At 69.1% G+C, this 17,249-nt stretch carries 17 protein-coding genes; 2 read left to right on the top strand and 15 right to left on the bottom strand.

Annotation, left to right across the window (positions count from 1 at the left end; genetic code table 11):
- Positions 1 to 21: 21 nt before the first annotated feature.
- The 7 genes from ACE3N6_RS02040 to ACE3N6_RS02010 form a co-directional block, all read right to left on the bottom strand.
- Complete coding sequence (locus tag ACE3N6_RS02040; protein WP_374243505.1) at positions 22 to 966, bottom strand: 4Fe-4S dicluster domain-containing protein; 945 nt, start codon at positions 964 to 966, stop codon at positions 22 to 24.
- A 45-nt stretch (positions 967 to 1,011) separates the two neighbouring features.
- Positions 1,012 to 1,632 carry a molecular chaperone gene (locus ACE3N6_RS02035; protein WP_374243504.1) on the bottom strand — a complete coding sequence of 207 codons (621 nt, stop codon included), beginning with the start codon at positions 1,630 to 1,632 and terminating at the stop codon, positions 1,012 to 1,014.
- The gene (locus ACE3N6_RS02030) at positions 1,629 to 2,318 is read right to left on the bottom strand and encodes a 4Fe-4S dicluster domain-containing protein (RefSeq protein ID WP_374243503.1); all 690 of its coding nucleotides are present in this window, start codon (positions 2,316 to 2,318) and stop codon (positions 1,629 to 1,631) included. Before ACE3N6_RS02030 ends, ACE3N6_RS02035 begins: the two co-directional genes overlap by 4 nt.
- A gap of 24 nt (positions 2,319 to 2,342) precedes the next feature.
- The gene (locus ACE3N6_RS02025; RefSeq protein WP_374243502.1) at positions 2,343 to 4,916 is read right to left on the bottom strand and encodes a molybdopterin-dependent oxidoreductase; all 2,574 of its coding nucleotides are present in this window, start codon (positions 4,914 to 4,916) and stop codon (positions 2,343 to 2,345) included.
- Positions 4,913 to 5,698 carry a hypothetical protein gene (locus tag ACE3N6_RS02020; RefSeq protein WP_374243501.1) on the bottom strand — a complete coding sequence of 262 codons (786 nt, stop codon included), beginning with the start codon at positions 5,696 to 5,698 and terminating at the stop codon, positions 4,913 to 4,915. The genes ACE3N6_RS02025 and ACE3N6_RS02020 overlap by 4 nt, the downstream gene beginning before the upstream one ends.
- A 123-nt stretch (positions 5,699 to 5,821) precedes the next feature.
- Positions 5,822 to 6,382 (bottom strand): hypothetical protein, encoded by a 561-nt coding sequence (locus ACE3N6_RS02015; protein ID WP_374243500.1) that lies wholly within the window; start codon positions 6,380 to 6,382, stop codon positions 5,822 to 5,824.
- 124 nt (positions 6,383 to 6,506) lie between these two features.
- Positions 6,507 to 6,797, bottom strand: a complete 291-nt coding sequence (locus tag ACE3N6_RS02010; RefSeq protein WP_374243499.1) for a hypothetical protein — start codon at positions 6,795 to 6,797, stop codon at positions 6,507 to 6,509.
- A gap of 181 nt (positions 6,798 to 6,978) precedes the next feature.
- Between ACE3N6_RS02010 and ACE3N6_RS02005 the strand changes: the two genes are divergently transcribed.
- Both ACE3N6_RS02005 and ACE3N6_RS02000 read left to right on the top strand, forming a co-directional pair.
- Positions 6,979 to 7,476 (top strand): flavodoxin family protein, encoded by a 498-nt coding sequence (locus ACE3N6_RS02005; protein WP_374243498.1) that lies wholly within the window; start codon positions 6,979 to 6,981, stop codon positions 7,474 to 7,476.
- 114 nt (positions 7,477 to 7,590) lie between these two features.
- Positions 7,591 to 9,294 (top strand): cation:proton antiporter, encoded by a 1,704-nt coding sequence (locus ACE3N6_RS02000; protein ID WP_374243497.1) that lies wholly within the window; start codon positions 7,591 to 7,593, stop codon positions 9,292 to 9,294.
- 412 nt (positions 9,295 to 9,706) lie between these two features.
- On the opposite strand, the gene ACE3N6_RS01995 is transcribed toward ACE3N6_RS02000, so the two are convergent.
- The 8 genes from ACE3N6_RS01995 to ACE3N6_RS01960 all read right to left on the bottom strand — a co-directional run.
- A complete protein-coding gene (locus ACE3N6_RS01995) occupies positions 9,707 to 10,645 on the bottom strand; it encodes a YbhN family protein (protein WP_374243496.1) in 939 nt (312 codons plus the stop codon).
- A 6-nt stretch (positions 10,646 to 10,651) separates the two neighbouring features.
- Positions 10,652 to 11,053, bottom strand: a complete 402-nt coding sequence (locus tag ACE3N6_RS01990; RefSeq protein ID WP_374243495.1) for a GtrA family protein — start codon at positions 11,051 to 11,053, stop codon at positions 10,652 to 10,654.
- Positions 11,050 to 12,339: an NAD(P)/FAD-dependent oxidoreductase gene (locus ACE3N6_RS01985; RefSeq protein WP_374243494.1), complete on the bottom strand. Its 1,290-nt coding sequence runs from the start codon at positions 12,337 to 12,339 to the stop codon at positions 11,050 to 11,052. The genes ACE3N6_RS01990 and ACE3N6_RS01985 overlap by 4 nt, the downstream gene beginning before the upstream one ends.
- Positions 12,340 to 12,342: 3 nt before the next feature.
- On the bottom strand, positions 12,343 to 13,281 hold the full coding sequence (locus tag ACE3N6_RS01980) for an NAD-dependent epimerase/dehydratase family protein (RefSeq protein WP_374243493.1): 939 nt from the start codon (positions 13,279 to 13,281) through the stop codon (positions 12,343 to 12,345).
- 54 nt (positions 13,282 to 13,335) lie between these two features.
- Positions 13,336 to 14,073 (bottom strand): SDR family oxidoreductase, encoded by a 738-nt coding sequence (locus ACE3N6_RS01975; protein WP_374243492.1) that lies wholly within the window; start codon positions 14,071 to 14,073, stop codon positions 13,336 to 13,338.
- Positions 14,070 to 15,392, bottom strand: coding sequence for an FAD-dependent oxidoreductase (locus ACE3N6_RS01970; protein WP_374243491.1), 1,323 nt, complete (start codon positions 15,390 to 15,392; stop codon positions 14,070 to 14,072). Before ACE3N6_RS01970 ends, ACE3N6_RS01975 begins: the two co-directional genes overlap by 4 nt.
- Entirely contained in the window at positions 15,389 to 16,861 is a 1,473-nt protein-coding gene (locus tag ACE3N6_RS01965; RefSeq protein WP_374243490.1) for a UbiA family prenyltransferase, read from the bottom strand. The genes ACE3N6_RS01970 and ACE3N6_RS01965 overlap by 4 nt, the downstream gene beginning before the upstream one ends.
- The coding region (locus tag ACE3N6_RS01960) for a bifunctional heptose 7-phosphate kinase/heptose 1-phosphate adenyltransferase (protein ID WP_374243489.1) at positions 16,861 to 17,249 on the bottom strand (389 nt) is incomplete at its 5' end. The genes ACE3N6_RS01960 and ACE3N6_RS01965, both read right to left, overlap by 1 nt.

The following is a 17,249-nucleotide window of genomic DNA, read 5'->3' as shown; positions in this document are numbered from 1 at the left end:
GGTCGGGAGCGGAGATGGGTTTCAGTCTACCACCAGCCTGTCGGGCCGCCGGGCGCCGGCCCGACAGGCCGGGCACAGGCGCGGCGACAGGCTGCCGGCCGGATGGCGGAAGCGCGCTCCGCAGGCGGTGCAGCCCACCTCGCGGAAGAAGGCGGCCACCGCGCCGCCGGCGCTGCGCCCGGGCAGCAGCGCGCCCTGGTCGCAGGCATCGACGCACAGGTTGCAGCCGGTGCAGCGCGTCATGCGCAGGCGCAGGCCGGCCTCCTCGCCCGCCTCCAGCCAGTCGATGGCGCCCTCGGGGCACAGCCGGGCGCAGACGGCGCAGCCGGTGCACCGGGCGGGGTCGAGGCTGACCGCCCACAGCCCGCCGCCGCTGCCGATGTGGGCGAGGTGCTGCAGCGCGGTGCGGCGGGTGTCGGGGCCTTCGCGCGGGCCGACCGGGCGGAGCAGGCCCAGGAGCCCGCGACGCCGGGGCGGGGGCACGTCGCCGGGCGTCATCGCGGGGAGCAGCGCGATGGTCGGGGCGCCGGCGCCGGCGAGGGCCCGGTTGACGGCGTCGACGCGCGCCGCCAGCGGCTGCGCCTGCCCGCGGGGGCAGCCGGCGCAGTGGCCGCTGACGACGAACAGGCGGCGCAGCCCGGCCCGGTGCAGCGCGAGCAGGCGGGCTTCGGAGAGGGCGTGCAGGCACGCCAGGCGGATGAGCCCCTCATCCCCCGCCGGGGCGTGGGCGCAGGTGAGGCGCAGGCTGTCGCCGGCGAGCGGCAGCGCGGGTGGGTCGTCCAGGGCCAGCGCGCCGCTGGGGCAGGCCGGCACGCACAGCCCGCAGCCGTCGCAGCGCTCGGGGTCGAAGTCGAGCCCGTCCCGCTGGATCGCCCAGGCGGCGGGCGGGCAGGCGTCCACGCAGGCGCGGCAGCCCGCCACCGCGGCCAGGGCGTGCACGCAGCGGGCGTCGTCGATCTTCAGCATCGCGCGGACGGCGACGCCGGCAAGGCGGGCCGCCGCGCCTGCGGGTCAGTGGGTGGTCTTGAGCTGCAGGTGCAGGTTCTCGATGACATGCAGGGTGAGCGCGGCGAGGGCGGCGTAGAAGCGGGTGGAGGCGCGAGCGGTGACCCGCTCGGCAAAGGCGGGCAGCCACAGCAGCAGGTGCTCCTCGATGAAGCGGCAGGCTTCCTGCTCTTCTCCGCGGGACAGCAGGTAGGCCAGGAAGGCCAGCTCGTTGCTGACGTGGTCGTCGGCCATGCGCCGCCAGTTGGCCGCCATCAGGCCGTGGGCCCGGTAGCGGTCGCGCACGGCGAAGCTGGGGCCCTGCATCATCAGCTTCTCGTCGTCCAGCCACACGGATTCGCAGGGCGAGGCGCGCAGGGCGTGGGTGAGGTAGATCCCGGCGTAGTCGGCGGCGAGGTCGTCCTCCAGCGACGGGCGGTCGTGCCCGGGCACCCGGCCGATCACCTGCAGGGCTTCGCCCATCGCCACCCGGGGCGGGGCGGCCGGGTCGGCGAGGCTGAGGCCTTCGGGAAAGCCGGCGGCGTGGAGCCGGTTCAGGGTCTCCACGTCGCGCTCGGCTTCGTGGAGCCAGGCCAGCGCGGCCAGATCCTCGGCCGCCGCGTTGAGGCTGGGGGTCGCATCCATCATTCGACCCTCCCCTTGGGGTGGGCGATGAAGACGATGGAGGGGTTGGTCAGCTCGGGGCTGGCCATATGCTGGACCTGCCGCACCGGCTGCTCGCCCTTGGCCATCGCCTTGGTGGCGTAGGTGCCGGCGCGCAGCTGGTCGATGGGGCCCACGTCGAGCACGCGCATCATGCAGGCCATCACGCAGTAGGGTTTGCGACCGGCATCGATCTCGTCCACGCACAGGTTGCACTTCTTGACGAGGTTGTCCACCGGGTCGAACTGGGGGGCGCCGTAGGGGCAGGCGGCCTCGCAGCGGCGGCAGCCGATGCACAGGGTGGAGTCGATGTCGACGATGCCGTTGTCGGCGCGCTTCCAGATGGCGCCCGTGGGGCAGGTGGGCAGGCAGGCGGGTTCGGCGCAGTGGTTGCACGACATGTTCACCTTGTAGGCGAACACCTCGGGGAACTGCCCGCCCTCCACGTACATCACGCGGCGGAAGCGCGGCCCGGGGGCGAGGCCGTTCTTGTCCTTGCAGGCGATCTCGCAGGCGCGGCAGCCGATGCAGTCCATGTTGTTGTGGATGAAGCCGAGCTGCTTCGCCGGCTTGACCGGCTCGTAGGTGGCGGCGTCGCGGCGGGCCTGGGCGGCGGGCACTTCGGCGCGGGCCTCGGCGCCCAGCTTGCGGATGGTCTTCTTGTCAGCCATGGTGGTTCTCTCCTGGGCCGGGCGTCAGTAGTCGCGCCGGAACACGCTGGAGCGTGCGGTGGCGAGCTGGTCCCAGCCTGGGCGGTGGGCGAGGTCGGTCTTCTGCACGTTGACGAGGGCGGTGTTGTAGGCGAAGGCACCGGCCGGGCTGGGCTCGTCGAGGGTCAGGAAATCGGGGTTGCCGGCCCGGTCCACGCCCTGCTCGTCCAGATCCATCCACGCGCCTTCGAACAACACCACCACGCCGGGCAGGCAGCGCTCGGTGACGTAGGCCGGCACCACGCACTTGCCGCGGCCGTTCCACACCTCGACGGTGTCGCCGGTCTGGATGCCGAGGCGGCGGGCGTCGGCGGCGTTGATGGTCAGCTCCTGGTCGTAGGTCTCGCGCAGCCACGGGATGTTGTGGAAGATCGAGTGGGTCCGCCAGCGCGGGTGGGGGCTGATGAGGTGGAAGGGGTAGTCCTTGGTCTTCGGGCTGTTGAGGGATTCGAAGGGCTCGATCCACTTGGGGATGGCGGGGATCGGGTAGCCGTACTGGGTCTTGGTCCAGTCGTCGATACCGGCCAGATACGGCGAGAAGATCTCGATCTTGCCGGAGCCGGTCTCGAAGGGCACGCCCTTGACGATCTGCTCGCGGAAGGCCACCAGCGGGCGCTTGAAGGTGAACTTGTACACCCCGCGCTGCTTGAACTCCTCCCAGCTCATCGTCACGCCCTGGTGGGGGCGCACCTTGCCGTTCCACCAGGCGGCCAGGTAGGCCTCGTCCACCGGGTCGGGGTTGTGGAAGTAGTCGCGGGTGGCGCGGGGGTTGTAGCGCTTGCCGAAGTCCTTCACCGTCGGGTCGAGGGCCTCGATGCGGTAGGCCAGCTCGGTGAAGATCTGGAAGTCGGAGCGGGATTCGCCCAGGGGCTGGATCACCTTCGGGCGGTGGATGTAGTAGTGGCCCTTGTACCAGGGCAGCGCCACGTCGTGCCGCTCGAAATGGGTGGCCACCGGCAGCAGCACGTCGGCCCAGATGCCCGACGGGGTGATGGTCGAATCCAGGCACACCACCAGATCCAGCTTCTCGATGGCCTGGATCTCCTTGTTGATGTTGGTGAGCTGGTTGAACCAGTCGGAGCCCTGCCAGAAGATGCCGCGGATGTTGGGGATGAGCCCGTCGGTCTCGTCTTCCCGCGGCCACAGGCCCACTTCCTCGCGTCGCAGGTTGGGGTAGTTGAGCACGCAGTGGGCCCAGCGATCCGACTTGATGGACGCGAACCACACGTTGGCGAACTCGTCGTAGGGGTAGGCCACCGATTCGGAATGCCAGGCCTTGCCCACGCCTTCGGCACAGCCGCCAAGCTTGCCGATGTTGCCGGTCATGGCCTGCACGGCAGCGGCCATCCGGTTGTACTGCTCGCCATAGGCGGCGCGGCCCGGCGCCCAGGATGCCTTGAGCGCCGCCGGCTTGGTGGTGGCGTAGAGGCGCGCGAGCTTGCGGATGTCGTCCGCCGACACGCCGCAGATCGCCTCGGCCCACTCGGCCGTCTTGGGCGTGCCGTCGCGGGTGCCCATGATGTAATCCTTGAAGCTCTCGGCGTCCTGGTAGTCGGCAGGCATGGTGCCGGCGTCCATGCCCAGCACGAAGCGGTCGATGAACTTCTGGTCGTGCAGGTTCTCGCTGAAGATCACGTGGGCCATGCCGGCCAGCATCGCCGCGTCGGTGTTGGGGCGGATGGGAATCCACCAGGCGTCGTAGGCGGCGGCCGAATCGGTGTATTGCGGGTCCACCAGCACGAACTTGCAGCCGCGCTGCTTGGCCATCCGCATGTAGTAGAAGGTGTTGCCGCCGTGGAAGGTGTAGGCCGGGTTCCAGCCCCACATGATGATGAGCTTGCTGTGGGCGTAGGCGTCGTCCTCGTTGCCGTCCTCGATGGTGCCGAAGGTGATGCGGCTGGAGAAGGTGGTGCCCTGGTAGCTGGGCACGCTCCAGCTGTTGGTGCGGCAACCGAACATCCCCAGGAAGCGACCGAGCAGCCCTTCGATCTGATCCGACTTGTGGAGCACGCCGTAGGATGCCCCGGCGTAGCTCTGGTCGAGGAGCGCGGTGGGGCCGTAGGTCTTCTTCAGCTCCACCATCTTCTTGGCGACGAAATCCAGCGCCTCGTCCCACGACACGCGCTTGAACTTGCCCTCGCCCCGCTTGCCCACCCGCATCATCGGGTAGAGCAGGCGCTCCGGCGAGTAAAGCCGCGAGCGGTAGGAGCGGCCGCGCAGGCAGGCGCGCAGCTGGGGCTCATCCACGGTGTCCTTGCCGAAGAAGCCGCCCTTCTGATAGCGGCCATCGTCGGACGACAGGCGCACGATCACGTCGCCCTTCTTGTGGGCCACCAGCATGTGGCGCGAGCCGCAGTTGTGAGCGCAGGAGGTGACGACGGTGGTGAGCTGGTCGTCGGTGTAATACGGCTCGTAGGCGAAGGCCGAGGCCTCCTTCGGGGCCACGGTAAGCCCCCCCAGACCGGCGAGGCCGGCGCCCACGCCCATCACCTTCAGGAAATCCCGCCGGGCGGGCCGGGACGGCGACTCGGGAAGCGGGCCGTCGAGTTCGACTTTCATTTTTCTTGTCCTTTCACCGTCGTACCGATCTGGAAGCGGGCTTCGGATTGGGTCGGGCGCCCCTTGGCCCAGTCGGGCGTCTCCTCCGCCATCCCCGGCCAGGCGTGGCGGGGGTAGGGGTAGGTGATGCGATACCAGGCCCGGCCGCCGTGGCAGCCGTAGCACACCTCGCCGTTGCCCTTGCCGGCAGCCTCGATGGCCTCCGGCTTGAGGTAGTTCACCCGATGGCGGGTGGTGCGGATCGCCGCGTGGCAGGTGAGGCAGTCGTTCTGGAACATCTCGCGGGTTTCACGCCAGGGGCCGGGCAGGCCCATCGCGGCGGTGTTCATCTGGCCGTGGCACTTGAGGCAGGTGGTCTCGGGCACCACGCTCTTGCGCAGGCGGAAGCCGCCGTCGCGCTGGGACGTGACCGAACTCTGCGGGTGCTCCTCGCGGACGTCGTGGCCCTGGTGGCAGGTGGTGCACTGGAGCGCCATCACCGACTTGGCGAAATCGCTGCTCAGGTGGCGCCGGTGGAAGGTGTCCTGGGCGCCGCCGTAGGTGTTGGTGCGCTGATACCAGGCTTTCACGTCGGCCGCCCGGACGCCGGCAGGCGAGGTCTCGCGCACGGAGGGCTTGAGCACCTCGGCGTGACAGGCGAGGCAGTCGGCGTCGGTCGCCTTGTCGATCGCGGGCTTGAAGTGCAGGGCGCTGTAGCGGGCGCGCTGGTAATCGGGGGCGGGTTGGGATTTGGCGTCGGCGGCGAGGACATCGGACAACGCCGTACCGAGGACGAGGGACAACAGGAGTGCTGCGTGGGCGCGTATCTTTCTTGGAATGACCACCATGACAACCTCTCGGCTCATGCCAGACCGGCCGGACAGGCCGGTAAAAAAGCGGCCCCTTGCGGGGCCGCAAGGAAAGCCTTACTTGCCTTCCATACCCGACATCCCGGACATGCCGGACATCCCGGACATGCCGCTCATGCCTTGCTGCTTGGCCTTGTGGGCTTTCTTGGCCTTGTTGCCGGACATGCCGGACATCCCCGACATGCCGCTCATGCCCTTCTGACCCTGCATGCCGCTCATGCCGGCCATCCCTTTCTGGCCCTGCATGCCCGACATACCGGCCATGCCCTTCTGACCCTGCATCCCGGACATGCCGGCCATGCCCTTCTGGCCTTCCATGCCGGACATGCCGGCCATGCCCTTCTGACCTTCCATGCCGGACATGCCGCTCATGCCCTTCTGACCTTCCATGCCGGACATACCGCTCATGCCCTTCTGGCCTTCCATGCCGGACATACCGCTCATGCCCTTCTGGCCTTCCATGCCGGACATGCCGCTCATGCCCTTCTGACCCTGCATGCCGCTCATGCCGGACATGCCGGACATACCCTTCTGGTCGTCCTTGGCGGCTGCGGGCAGCGCCGCACAGAGAGCCAGAGCGATGGCGGAACAGCTGACGAGCTTGCCGAAAGACTTCATAGAGTTTCTCCTTGATTGACAGACTTGCTGGTTGAAACCGGACGCCCCGCCCCATGGGAGGGCCACCCGGAGATTTCGTCGCAGCCGGCACAGAGGCATCGACCGCCACGAGGATGGAAACCGGTCAGCGGGCGTGCAGACCCCTCAGGTCGTAGCGCCCCGGCATGCCGGGCCAGAACAGGGGGGAATACCAGTTGCCCTGAGCCGCGATGGTCTCGAGATTGCCCGGCCAGGGCGTCTCGACCCCCTTCAGCCGCTGCTGCTTGAGCGCCTCGTCCACCGGGCTCGCGTCGAGCTTCGGCGCCGCAACCGGGCGGCGGTCGGGCCGCAGGCCCGAGACAAAATCGTCGGCCAGGCCCTGCAAGGGCATCTGCAGCAGCACCGCCAGACCCAGCGCCTTGATCCTTGGACTCATCGGTGATTCCTCCTTGCCCTACTTTGAGCACGTTGCGTGCCTGCCGCGGAGGGGTGCCCACGCCTTTGTTTTGGTGGGGTTTTTCTGCAAGGCCGGGGCGGCACCGGGCAGCCCGCCTGCCAGAGTGACAGGGCACCCAAGTCAATCTGGCAGGTGGCGCCCGACGTGCTAGGGTGTGCACATGACCGCCAAGACCCTGCTCCTCGTGTATCACTCGACCACCGGCGCCACCGAAGGGATGATCCGCGCCGTCGCCCGGGGCGCCGCCACCGAACCGGAGCTTGCCGTGCGCCTGCTCCACGCCCGCGACGCCGGCCCGGACGATCTGCTCGCCGCCGACGGCTACGTGTTCGCCAGCCCCGAGTACCTGGCCGCCATCGCCGGCCTGATGAAGGACTTCTTCGACCGCAGCTACTACGGCGCCCTCGACCGGATCAACGGCCGCCCCTACGCCAGCGTGGTGTGCGCCGGCAGCGACGGCAGCAACGCCGTGCGCCAGATTGCCCGCATCGCCACCGGCTGGCGTCTGCGGGAGATCGCCCTGCCCCTGCTGGTGTGCACCCGGGCCCAGACGCCCGACGCCATCCTCGCCCCCAAGGCCCTGCCCGCCGACGCCCTGACCCGGGGCGAGGAGCTTGGCGCCGCCTTCGCCGCCGGGCTGGCAATGGGCGCCTTCTAGGCCCCTCCTCCGCCCGCGGCCGCCGCGAAAAACCCTGACGCCGGCGAACCGACCGGCGGGATTCGCGTCGAACAGCCTGAACCTGCCTTCAACATCCTCCTACGTCCGTCGCCGATGCCCCACAACGTCTCCCTGATCGCCCTCATCGCCGCCGGGCTTGGCCTGGCCATGTTGTTCGGCCTCCTCGCCTCGCGCCTGCGCATCCCGCCGTTGGTCGGCTACCTGCTGGCGGGCGTCACGATCGGGCCGGGCACCCCCGGCTTCGTGGCGGACGTGGCGCTGGCCGGGCAGCTGGCCGAGATCGGGGTGATGCTGCTGATGTTCGGGGTCGGCCTCCATTTCTCGCTGGACGACCTGCTGGCGGTGCGCAAGATCGCCGCCCCCGGCGCGGTGGTGCAGATCGGCGTGGCCACCCTGCTGGGCGCCGCGGCGGCCGTCGCCTGGGGCTGGCCGGTGGGCGAGGCGGTGGTGTTCGGGCTCGCCCTGTCGGTGGCGAGCACGGTGGTGCTGCTGCGGGCGCTGGAATCGAAGGGCATCCTCGACTCCACCAACGGGCGCATCGCGGTGGGCTGGCTGGTGGTGGAAGACCTGGCGATGGTGCTGGTGCTGGTGCTGCTGCCGGCCCTCGCCCCGCTGCTGGGCGGCAACGATTCCGCCCCGGCAGCCGACGCCTCCACCCTGGCCCTCACGGTGGGCATCACCTTCGCCAAGGTGGCCGCCTTCATCGCCACCATGCTGGTGGTGGGGCGCCGGGCGTTTCCGCGCCTGCTGTGGCTGGTGGCCAAGACCGGCTCGCGGGAGCTGTTCACCCTCTGCGTGGTGGCCGCCGCGGTGGGCGTGGCCTACGCGTCGGCGCTGCTCTTCGACGTGTCCTTCGCCCTGGGCGCCTTCTTTGCCGGGATGATGATGCGCGAGTCGGAGTTCAGCCACCGGGCGGCAGAGGATTCCCTGCCGCTGCGCGACGCCTTCTCGGTGCTGTTCTTCGTGTCGGTGGGGATGCTGTTCGACCCCGCCGTGCTGGTGGAGTCGCCGCTGCGGGTGCTGGTGGTGGTGGCGATCATCCTGGTCGGCAAGACGCTGGCGGCGGTGGCGCTGGTGCTGGCCTTCCGCTACCCCCTCAACACCGCGCTGACGGTGGGCGCCAGCCTCGCCCAGATCGGCGAGTTCTCGTTCATCCTGGCCGGGCTGGGGCAGGCCCTGGGGCTGATGAGCGTGGAGGGGCAGAACCTGATCCTCGCCGGGGCGATCGTCACCATCGCCCTCAACGCGCTGCTGTTTGCCGCCATCGAACCCGCCCAGGTGTGGGCCCGGGCCCATTCGGCATGGGCGCGCCGGCTCGACCTGCGGGACGACCCCCTGGCCGCCCTGCCCATGACCACCGACCGCAAGCTGCTGTCGGGGCAGGTGGTGGTGGTGGGCTTCGGGCGCATCGGCCGGCACATCGCGTCGGTGCTGGACGAGCGCCACATCCACTACATCGTGGCCGACAGCAACCGGGAGGTGGTCGAGGCGGTGCGCCGCGCCGGCAAGCCGGCGGTGAGCGGCGACGCCTCCGACCCCATCGTGCTGGTGCAGGCCCACATCACCAAGGCGGCGATGCTGGTGGTCACCGTCCCCGACACCATCGCCAGCCGGCAGATGGTGGATATCGCCCGCAAGCTCAACCCGCACATCGAGACGGTGCTGCGGGCCGACACCGAAGACGCCGCCGAGCTGCTGCGGCGGGACAAGCTGGGCGAGATCTTCGTGGGCGAGCAGGAGCTGGCCCGCGGCATGGCCCGCCACGTCTCCGGCCGGATGGCCGCCCAGCCGGGCTGAACACCGCCGAACGCCTCCCGAGCAGTGCCGGGCTCCTCCCGAGCAGCTCTGAACTCCTCCCGAGCAACGCTGCGCTCGTCCCGAGCAGCGCCAAGCTCCTCCCGAGCAGCGCTACGCTCGTCCCGAGCAGCGCCAAGCTCGTCCCGAGCAGCGCCAAGCTCCTCCCGAGCAGCACCAAGCTCCTCCCGAGCAGCACCGGGCTCCTCCCGAGCAGCACCGGGCTCCTCCCGAGCAGCACCGGGCTCCTCCCGAGCAGCACCAAGCTCCTCCCGAGCAGCACCAAGCTCCTCCCGAGCAGCACCGGGCTCCTCCCGAGCAGCGCTACGCTCCTCCCGAGCAGCACCAAGCACCTCCCGAGCAGCCCGCCGGTGGGCGCGCGGGGCCTGCTGTGGAAAGGGCCTTGCGGCGTGGCTCAGGCGCGGGCCCGTCGCCACTCCAGCCACCCGAAGGCGGCCATGCCCATCACCGTGGCGAGCCACAGGGTGGCCAGGCGGATGCCCACGGCGGCCAGGCTGGCGGGGGCCGGCGCGGCGCCGCTGAAGGTGAGGAGCGCGATCAGGATGGCCTCGGTGGAGCCGAGCCCGCCGGGCAGCATCGACGCCGCGCCGGCGAGCATGGCCACCGGAAAGAGGGCCAGCAGGGCAAGGGGCGAGAGCGCGGTGTCGATGTGGAGGGCCCCCACCAGATAGGCGAAGGACCAGGCGGTGACGAGCCACGCGGCGACCCCGACGCCCAGCGAGAGGGCCGTGTCCGGCAGGGTGGCCCACAGGCGGATGTCGTGCAGGCCGGCCATCGCCGCACGCACGATACGGGCAAGGCGCATCAGGCCCAGGCGGCGCAGCGCGACCACCGCGCGCAGGCCCAGGCGCCGGCTCACGGCCAGCCCGCCGACGAGGCCGAAGACGATGGCGACGAAGCTGGCGGCCACGCCGAACACCTGAAACTCCGCCGCCACCGGCAGGGCGACCAGGAGCACCGCGGTCAGGTCGAACAGGCGCTCATAGACGAAGGCGCTCACCACCCGCGAGGCCGGCACGCCGGCGGTGACGAGGTAACGCACCCGCAGCAGCTCGCCCACCTTGCCGGGCGTGGCGGTGAAGGCGAAGCCGGCCACGTAGGCCAGCAGGCTATGCCCCACCGGCACGCGGTGGCCGGCCCGGCGCAGCAGCCACTGCCAGCGGGCAAAGCGCAGGGCAATGGAGGTGAGCGTGGCCGCCACCAGCACCGGCAGCATGGGCGCCAGCTCGGGCAGGCGGCGGAGTACGCCGGTTTTGGAGTCGGCCCACAGCAGCGCCACGAAATACAGCCCGGCGACGATGCTCCAGCCACCGATGGCGCGCCTGATCTTCATGCGGGCCTAGCGGAAGGAGAAGCGCTTGTGGCCGATGTAGCTGGTGAACACCGGAAAGATTACCCCGGCGGCGTGGGCGATCTCGGGCACGAAGCGGGTCACCCCCAGCCAGGGCAGCAGGTAGTAAGCGAGGCCCATGCTGATGAGCCAGGTCTGCACCACCGCCACCCCATTGACCAGGCAGAACCACAGGGCCGAGCGATGGACGGACTGGGTGCTCTCCTTGAACACGAAGAGCTTGGCCAGCACGAAGGCGGTGACCATGCCCGTGAGGTAGGCCAGCACCACCGCCACGGAGAAATCCGTCCACCGGTTGTAGACGATGCGGCTGCCGAAGTTGACCGCAGCGGCAAAGCCGCCGGTGAGCAGGAAGACCAGAAACTGGCGCGACGCGAAGTGACGGATCACGCCGCCGCCTGCTTGGCCAGCGTGCGGCCGAAGCCGATGCTCTCGGAGATGCCTCGGTCTTCGGGGTAGTAGTAGGACGTATCGGCCACCCACAGGCCCTTCACCGGCAGCGCCACCGGCGGCAGGCCGTCGAGGAAACCGGGCTGGCAGATGGGCTGGGCGTAGCGGTAGCGGCTGGCGCGGATGTCGATGAAGTCGTCGTCGGCCAGGGCCGGATTGATTTCCTGCAGGTAGCGCTTCACCTTGGCGAGGAAAGCCGCGTCGGGCTCCTGGAACTTGGGATGCTCGCCCGGCACGTAGTAGGGCACGTACACGATGTGCCGATCCAGCGGGCGCAGGTTGGTGTATTCCACCAGCCCGGGGATGTCCATCGCCGGGTCATTCACGTTGAGCCAGAAGTTGTCGGTGAGCGGCTTCTTGAGCTTGCAGATCACGCACACCACGGCGATGTTCTTCTGGGCCTTGAACTTGGCGAGCACGTCGGCCGGCAGATCGGGCATCACGGCGGGCACGTAGGGCAGCGGGATGGTGCTCACCACCCGGTCGAAGGCCTCGAAGCCCTGGGCCGTCTCGACGCCCCGCACCGCACCGCCTTCCATGCGCACGCGGGTGACGGCCTGCCGGAAGCGGAACTCGCCGCCGCGGGCCTCGATGTCGGCCTTCATGGCCGACAGGAAGGTGTTGGAGCCGCCCTCCAGGTAGCCCAGCTTTTCCTTGAAGAGGTTGTAGCGGGAGCGGCCGATGCGGCGGATGCGGCTCCAGATCCACGCGGCAGACAGATTGCCCACGTGGTCGTAGAACTTGTAGTCGAACAGCCGGCGCCACAGCACCTCGTAGGCTTCGGCGCCCACCCAGCGGCGGATCCACGCGGAGGCTTCCAGGTTGTCGAGCGGCTTCCAGTCGTCGCGCTTGACCGACAGGAAGGCGTGCAGCGCGTAGCGGAACTTGGCCACAAGGCTGAGGCCCGGGAACTTGAGCAGCGCCACCGGGTTGCCCCAGGGCACCACCTTGTCCTGGTAGTAATAGCCCATCTTGGTGGACACCCAGCGCATCTTGTCGGCGAGCTTCAGCTCGTCGAGCACCTGGAAGAAGGCGGTGTCGGAAATGCAGTGGAAGTGGTAGTAGCGCTCGATGTCGAGGCCGCCGAAGTCGAAGGTGGCGGTCATGCCGCCCACCCGGTCGTCGGCTTCAAAGACGATCGGCCGGTGGCCGTCGCGGGCCAGCTGGTAGGCCACCGCCAGCCCCATCGGGCCGGCGCCGAGCACGGCGATGCGTTGTCTGGCCATGGCTCAGAACTCCAGCACGACCGAGCCGTACTCGGGGTCGTTGTAGGTTTCGTCGATGGCCTTGGCAAACGGCGTGGCCTTGACCTGGAAGATGCCCGGCCAGTCGATCACTTCGAACACGTCCCGGGCCACCAGGGCGGCGAGTTGCTGGGTGGTGAAGGGCGGCTTCTTGTCGAACAGCGCCCAGGTGGCGAGCAGCGCGTGGAACAGGCCGTAGGGGATCTTGACGATCCAGCAGCCGGCCCGGGTGGCCTTCTTGATCTCGCGGATGATGTCGATGTAGTCCACCTCCTCCAGCCCGGAGATGTTGTACACGCCCTGGGTGCGGTGCTCGATGCTGCTGATGATGACGCGGCAGAAATCGCCCACGTAGAGCGGCTGGCGCAGGTAGCGGCCGTGGCCGGGGATGGGGAACACCGGCACCTTCTGCATGAAGCGCGACAGCCAGCCCAGATGCTTGCGGTCGAACCAGCCGAACATCAGCGTGGGGCGCAGCACCACCAGCGGGAAGCCGCTCTCGAGGGCGATCTGCTCCTGGGCCTTCTTGGTGTTGGTGTACCAGTCGTCGGCCACCGATTCGACCACCGACGAGCTGATCTGCACGTAGTACGGCACGTTATGGGTGCGCATGGCCTCGATGACGTTCCTGGTCGAGGTGATGTTGTTGCGCTCGAACTCGGTGTAGTCGGTGCCGCCGATCTGGGCCTGGAGCATCACCACCACCTCGGCGCCGACGAGGTGCTTCTCCCAGTCGCCGCGGTCGGCCAGATCGACCAGCTCGGCCACGATGTCCGGGTGCATCTTGCGCAGGATGCCCAGGTTGGTGACGTGCTTGTCGAGCACCACCAGGTTGGTATAGCCTTGGCGCTTGAGCTGCGCGACGAGGTTCTGGCCTACCAGGCCAGCGCCGCCGGGCAGGACGATCTTCATGTTCTTGTTCATGGTGTCGGCTTGGATGTCTGCAATTCGGAATTCGGGGTGACGGGCCGGCGCGCGTCACAGGCTCATCTTGCGGAAGATGCGATCCGGGATGTGGATGATGATGAGCATGATGTAGCGCCAGAACCAGCGGGTGTAGAGCACGCCCTTGCCGGCATCCATGGCCTTGGCGATGTCGGCGGCCACCTGCTCGGGCGTCGCCACCAGCGGCGCCGGGAGCGGCAGGCCACGGGTCATCGGGGTATCCACAAAGCCCGGCTTGATGGTGGTGAGATTGACGCCGGCCTTGAACAGCCGCGCCCGCAGGCCGCCGCAGAAGGCGGTGACGGCGCTCTTGGCGGAGCCGTACAGGTAGTTGGACGGCCGGCCGCGGTCGCCCGCCACCGACGAGATCACGCCGATGCTGCCGGAGCCCTGGGCTTCCATCGGGTTGGCCAGATGCGTAAGCAGGCTGATGACCGACAGGCCGTTGCTGGAGAATTCGCGGATCGCCAGTTCGGCGTCCTGCTCGCAGGCTTTCTGGTCCGGCAGGGTGCCGTGGGCGATGAGCACCGCGTCGACCCGGCCCAGCCAGGCGAAGGCTTCGCGAACCAGGCCGGCGTGGCTTTCGAGGATGTTCAGATCCAGCTCGCAGGTGTGCACCTCGGCGCCGCGGGCGGAGAGATCGTCCGCCACCTGGCGGAGCTTGTCGGGGCTGCGGCCGACGAGGTAGAAGCGCGCCCCGCCCTCGCACCAGCGCCGGGCGCAGGCAGCGGCAATGGCGGACGTGGCGCCGACGATCAGGATGTTTTTCATGCTTGGGTGACTCGTTTCCAGAAACGGGAGCACAGGGCCGGATCGCGCAGGGCTTCGAGCTGTGTCCATTGGGGGTAGCAGGCGCGGAAGAACTCGCCGCCCATGTGGGCGTCCTTGGCCGGGTAGATGCGTCCGCCGGCGGCGCGCACGATGGCATCGAGCCGGGCGAAGAGCCGCGCGGTGGTCTCGCCCTGCTCGGGGAAATCCAGGGCCAGCGTGGCGCCAGCCACGGGGAAGGACAGCAGCCCCGGCGAGGCCACGTCGCCGAAGCGCTTGAGCACCGCGAGGAAGGAGCCGCTGTGGGCCGCGGCGATGGCGTCGAGCATGTCGCCGATGGCCGCCCCGCCGGCGGATTCCGGGATCGCGCACTGGTACTGCTGGAAGCCCTTGGGGCCGTAGATGCGGTTCCAGTGGAGGATGCGGTCGAGGGGGTAGAAGTAGGGCTCGTAGCCCACCCGGCCCGGGTGCCGGCCAGGCTTGGCGGCGTTGTAGTAGAAGTGGTTGAAGACCCGCAGCGACACCGGGTTGATCGCCGAGATGGGGGGCACCAGCGGCACGCTCAATCTGGGCTTGTCGTCGTAGGCAAGCCCGCCTTCCGGCGCGTGGTCGCCCACCATGTAGATGCCCCGCCCCGCCGACGCGCCACGGGCGGCGCAGTCGATCCAGGCGACGGCGTATTCGTGCTGGCCGTCAAGCTCCCGCGAGAGGGCGAAGAACTCGTCCAGCGAATCGAAGCGGATGTTCACCACATCGACGAGGCTGCTCTCGATGGGCATGAGCTGCAGCTCGACCCAGTCGATGATGCCGGTGAGCCCGAGCCCGCCGACGGTGGCGGCGAAGAGGCCGTCGGCGTCGCCGGGGGCGACTTCCAGCCGGCCGCGATCCGAGCGCACCAGCCCGAAGCGCCGCACGTGGCAGCCGAAGCTGCCGCGCACGTGGTGGTTCTTGCCGTGCACGTCGTTGGCGACGGCGCCGCCGAGGGTGGCGAACTTGGTGCCGGGCGTGACCGACAGGAACCAGCCGTGGGGAATCGCGATCCGCAGCACTTCGTCCAGCGTCACGCCGGCTTCGGCGCGGATCACGCCGGTCTGCCAGTCGACGCGGATGAAACGGTCGAGGGGGCGCAGGTGTAGCACCCGATCGCTGGCGGCAAGGCAGCTGTCGCCGTAGCTGCGGCCGTTGCCGAAGGGCAGCAGCGTGCCGTGATCCAACGCGAGGCGGGCCAGCTCGCCCGGCAGCTCGGGCCGCCAGCCGATGCCGTGGCCGGTTTGCGGGAAGCGCGGGTAGCGGCCCCAGGAACTCAGCTTGCCGATGCTCATCGGGCCATCCAGAAGATCACGCCGAACAGTACGCCGACCACCAGGCTCACCTTGTCCTTGATCGCGAAGACCACCGGGTCGTCGTGCATCTCGCCCCGATGGGTGAGCATCCAGGTGCGCGACACCCAGAACAGCAGCAGCGGGCAACTCAGCCAGATGAATTCCGGGTGACGGTAGAGCGCGATCGTGTGCCCGTCCTGGATGTAGAGCGCCAGCACCATCACCGCCAGATAGCCGGAGGCGGCGCCCAGGGACGACAGCATCTCCAGATCGGACGGGTAGTAGCCACGCCCGCGGGCCTTGGCGTCCTTGCCCTTCCTGCGGGCGTCGATGAGTTCGGCGTAGCGCTTGACCAGGGCCAGGCTCAGGAAGATGAACATCGAGAAGGCCAGAATCCAGAAGGTGAGATCGAGCCCGAAGGCAAAGGCGCCGCCCACGATGCGGATGGTGTAGAGCATGCCCAGGGCGATCACATCCACCATCATCACCCGTTTGAGCACCAGCGAGTACGCCACGGTGAGCAGGTAGTAACAGCCCAGGGTGGCGGTGAACTTCCAGGGCAGCAGCCACGCCGCCCCCCCGAAGGCGGCGATCAGCAGCAGCGGCGCCGCCGCCAGCCCGGCAAACACCGACAGCCGCCCGGCGGCGAAGGGCCGGTGGCGCTTGGTGGGGTGATGGCGGTCGTCGGGCAGGTCGAGCAGATCGTTGAGCACATACACGCTGGACGCGCACAAACCGAAGACGAAGAAGGTGACGATGCCCCGGAGCAATAGGTCAATATTATTGACCTGATGTGCGGCAAGCAGCGGCGCGAACACCAGCAGGTTCTTCATCCACTGGTGAAAACGCAGGGCCTTGGCCCAGATGAGGAGCCGGTTGCCGCGGGTCTCGATCACCCGCTCGACGTTGCCCTGCCCTTCGGCCAGCCGCACCACGCCCTTCGAGGCATTGACCACCCAGGCCCGGCGGGCATGCTTCCAGACCGGTAGATCGACGGACGCGTTGCCCATGTAATCGAAGCCCTTGTCGCCGTAATCGGCGATCAGACGCTCGGCCTTGCGGCGGGACGAGAGGTTCACATCTTCGGTGCCCAGCACCCGGTCGAAGACCTGCAGATGCTCGGCGATGCGCCGGGCGTAGCTCACGTGGCTGGCGGTGGCCAGCACGATCTGCCGCCCCTTGGCCTTCTCCGCCTCGATCACCGCCAGCACCGCCTGGTTGTACGGCAGGCAGCTGACGTCAAGGTCCACCTCGCTGGCAATGCGCGCCTTCAGCCCGACCTTGCCGCCGGACGCCAGCCAGCCCACCGGCGCCAGCGCCCGCAGCGGATTGGCCCGCACAAACGCCAGCCCGGCCTCGACCAGCAGGTCGGAATCCAGCAGCGTGCCATCGAGGTCGACGCACAGGGGGATGGAGCGATCACACGCCGGTGCGCCGTCCGCCCTTTCGCCGTGGCGCAAGGCGTCCATCACAACGCCGCCACGAGCTCATCCTGAGTGACGACCGCCGTCCCGAGCTTGCCCACCACGATCCCGGCGGCAAGGTTGGCGATCCGGCTGGCCTCGACCCAGTCCAGGCCCTTGGCGAGCATCACGGCGAGGGTGGCGATCACCGTGTCGCCGGCACCGGAGACGTCGAACACCTCCCGCACCTGCGCCTTGTGGGTCACGATGCGGTCGGCGGTGAACAAGGTCATGCCGTCTTCGCTGCGGGTGACCAGCAGCGCCTCGATGCCCAGATCCTCGCGCAGCTTCTGGGACTTGGCGACCAGCGCCTCTTCGGACGCCCACCCGCCCCCCACCAGCCGCCGCGCGGCCCGGTTCGGGGTGATGTCCCTAGCCCCCGCGGACTTGCTGA

The organism is Zoogloea sp. (assembly GCF_041904905.1).
Lineage (GTDB): Bacteria > Pseudomonadota > Gammaproteobacteria > Burkholderiales > Rhodocyclaceae > Zoogloea.
This window is presented reverse-complemented; position numbering and strand designations above follow the sequence as displayed.

Coding starts and splice junctions, on each gene's coding strand:
- ACE3N6_RS01975 (WP_374243492.1), bottom strand. CDS start 14,073: ATGAAAAACATCCTGATCGTCGGCGCCACGTCCGCCATTGCCGCTGCC.
- ACE3N6_RS01980 (WP_374243493.1), bottom strand. CDS start 13,281: ATGAACAAGAACATGAAGATCGTCCTGCCCGGCGGCGCTGGCCTGGTA.
- ACE3N6_RS01970 (WP_374243491.1), bottom strand. CDS start 15,392: ATGAGCATCGGCAAGCTGAGTTCCTGGGGCCGCTACCCGCGCTTCCCG.
- ACE3N6_RS02015 (WP_374243500.1), bottom strand. CDS start 6,382: ATGAAGTCTTTCGGCAAGCTCGTCAGCTGTTCCGCCATCGCTCTGGCT.
- ACE3N6_RS02030 (WP_374243503.1), bottom strand. CDS start 2,318: ATGGCTGACAAGAAGACCATCCGCAAGCTGGGCGCCGAGGCCCGCGCC.
- ACE3N6_RS01965 (WP_374243490.1), bottom strand. CDS start 16,861: ATGGACGCCTTGCGCCACGGCGAAAGGGCGGACGGCGCACCGGCGTGT.
- ACE3N6_RS01995 (WP_374243496.1), bottom strand. CDS start 10,645: ATGAAGATCAGGCGCGCCATCGGTGGCTGGAGCATCGTCGCCGGGCTG.
- ACE3N6_RS02025 (WP_374243502.1), bottom strand. CDS start 4,916: ATGAAAGTCGAACTCGACGGCCCGCTTCCCGAGTCGCCGTCCCGGCCC.
- ACE3N6_RS02035 (WP_374243504.1), bottom strand. CDS start 1,632: ATGATGGATGCGACCCCCAGCCTCAACGCGGCGGCCGAGGATCTGGCC.
- ACE3N6_RS01985 (WP_374243494.1), bottom strand. CDS start 12,339: ATGGCCAGACAACGCATCGCCGTGCTCGGCGCCGGCCCGATGGGGCTG.
- ACE3N6_RS02000 (WP_374243497.1), top strand. CDS start 7,591: ATGCCCCACAACGTCTCCCTGATCGCCCTCATCGCCGCCGGGCTTGGC.
- ACE3N6_RS02040 (WP_374243505.1), bottom strand. CDS start 966: ATGCTGAAGATCGACGACGCCCGCTGCGTGCACGCCCTGGCCGCGGTG.
- ACE3N6_RS02010 (WP_374243499.1), bottom strand. CDS start 6,797: ATGAGTCCAAGGATCAAGGCGCTGGGTCTGGCGGTGCTGCTGCAGATG.
- ACE3N6_RS02005 (WP_374243498.1), top strand. CDS start 6,979: ATGACCGCCAAGACCCTGCTCCTCGTGTATCACTCGACCACCGGCGCC.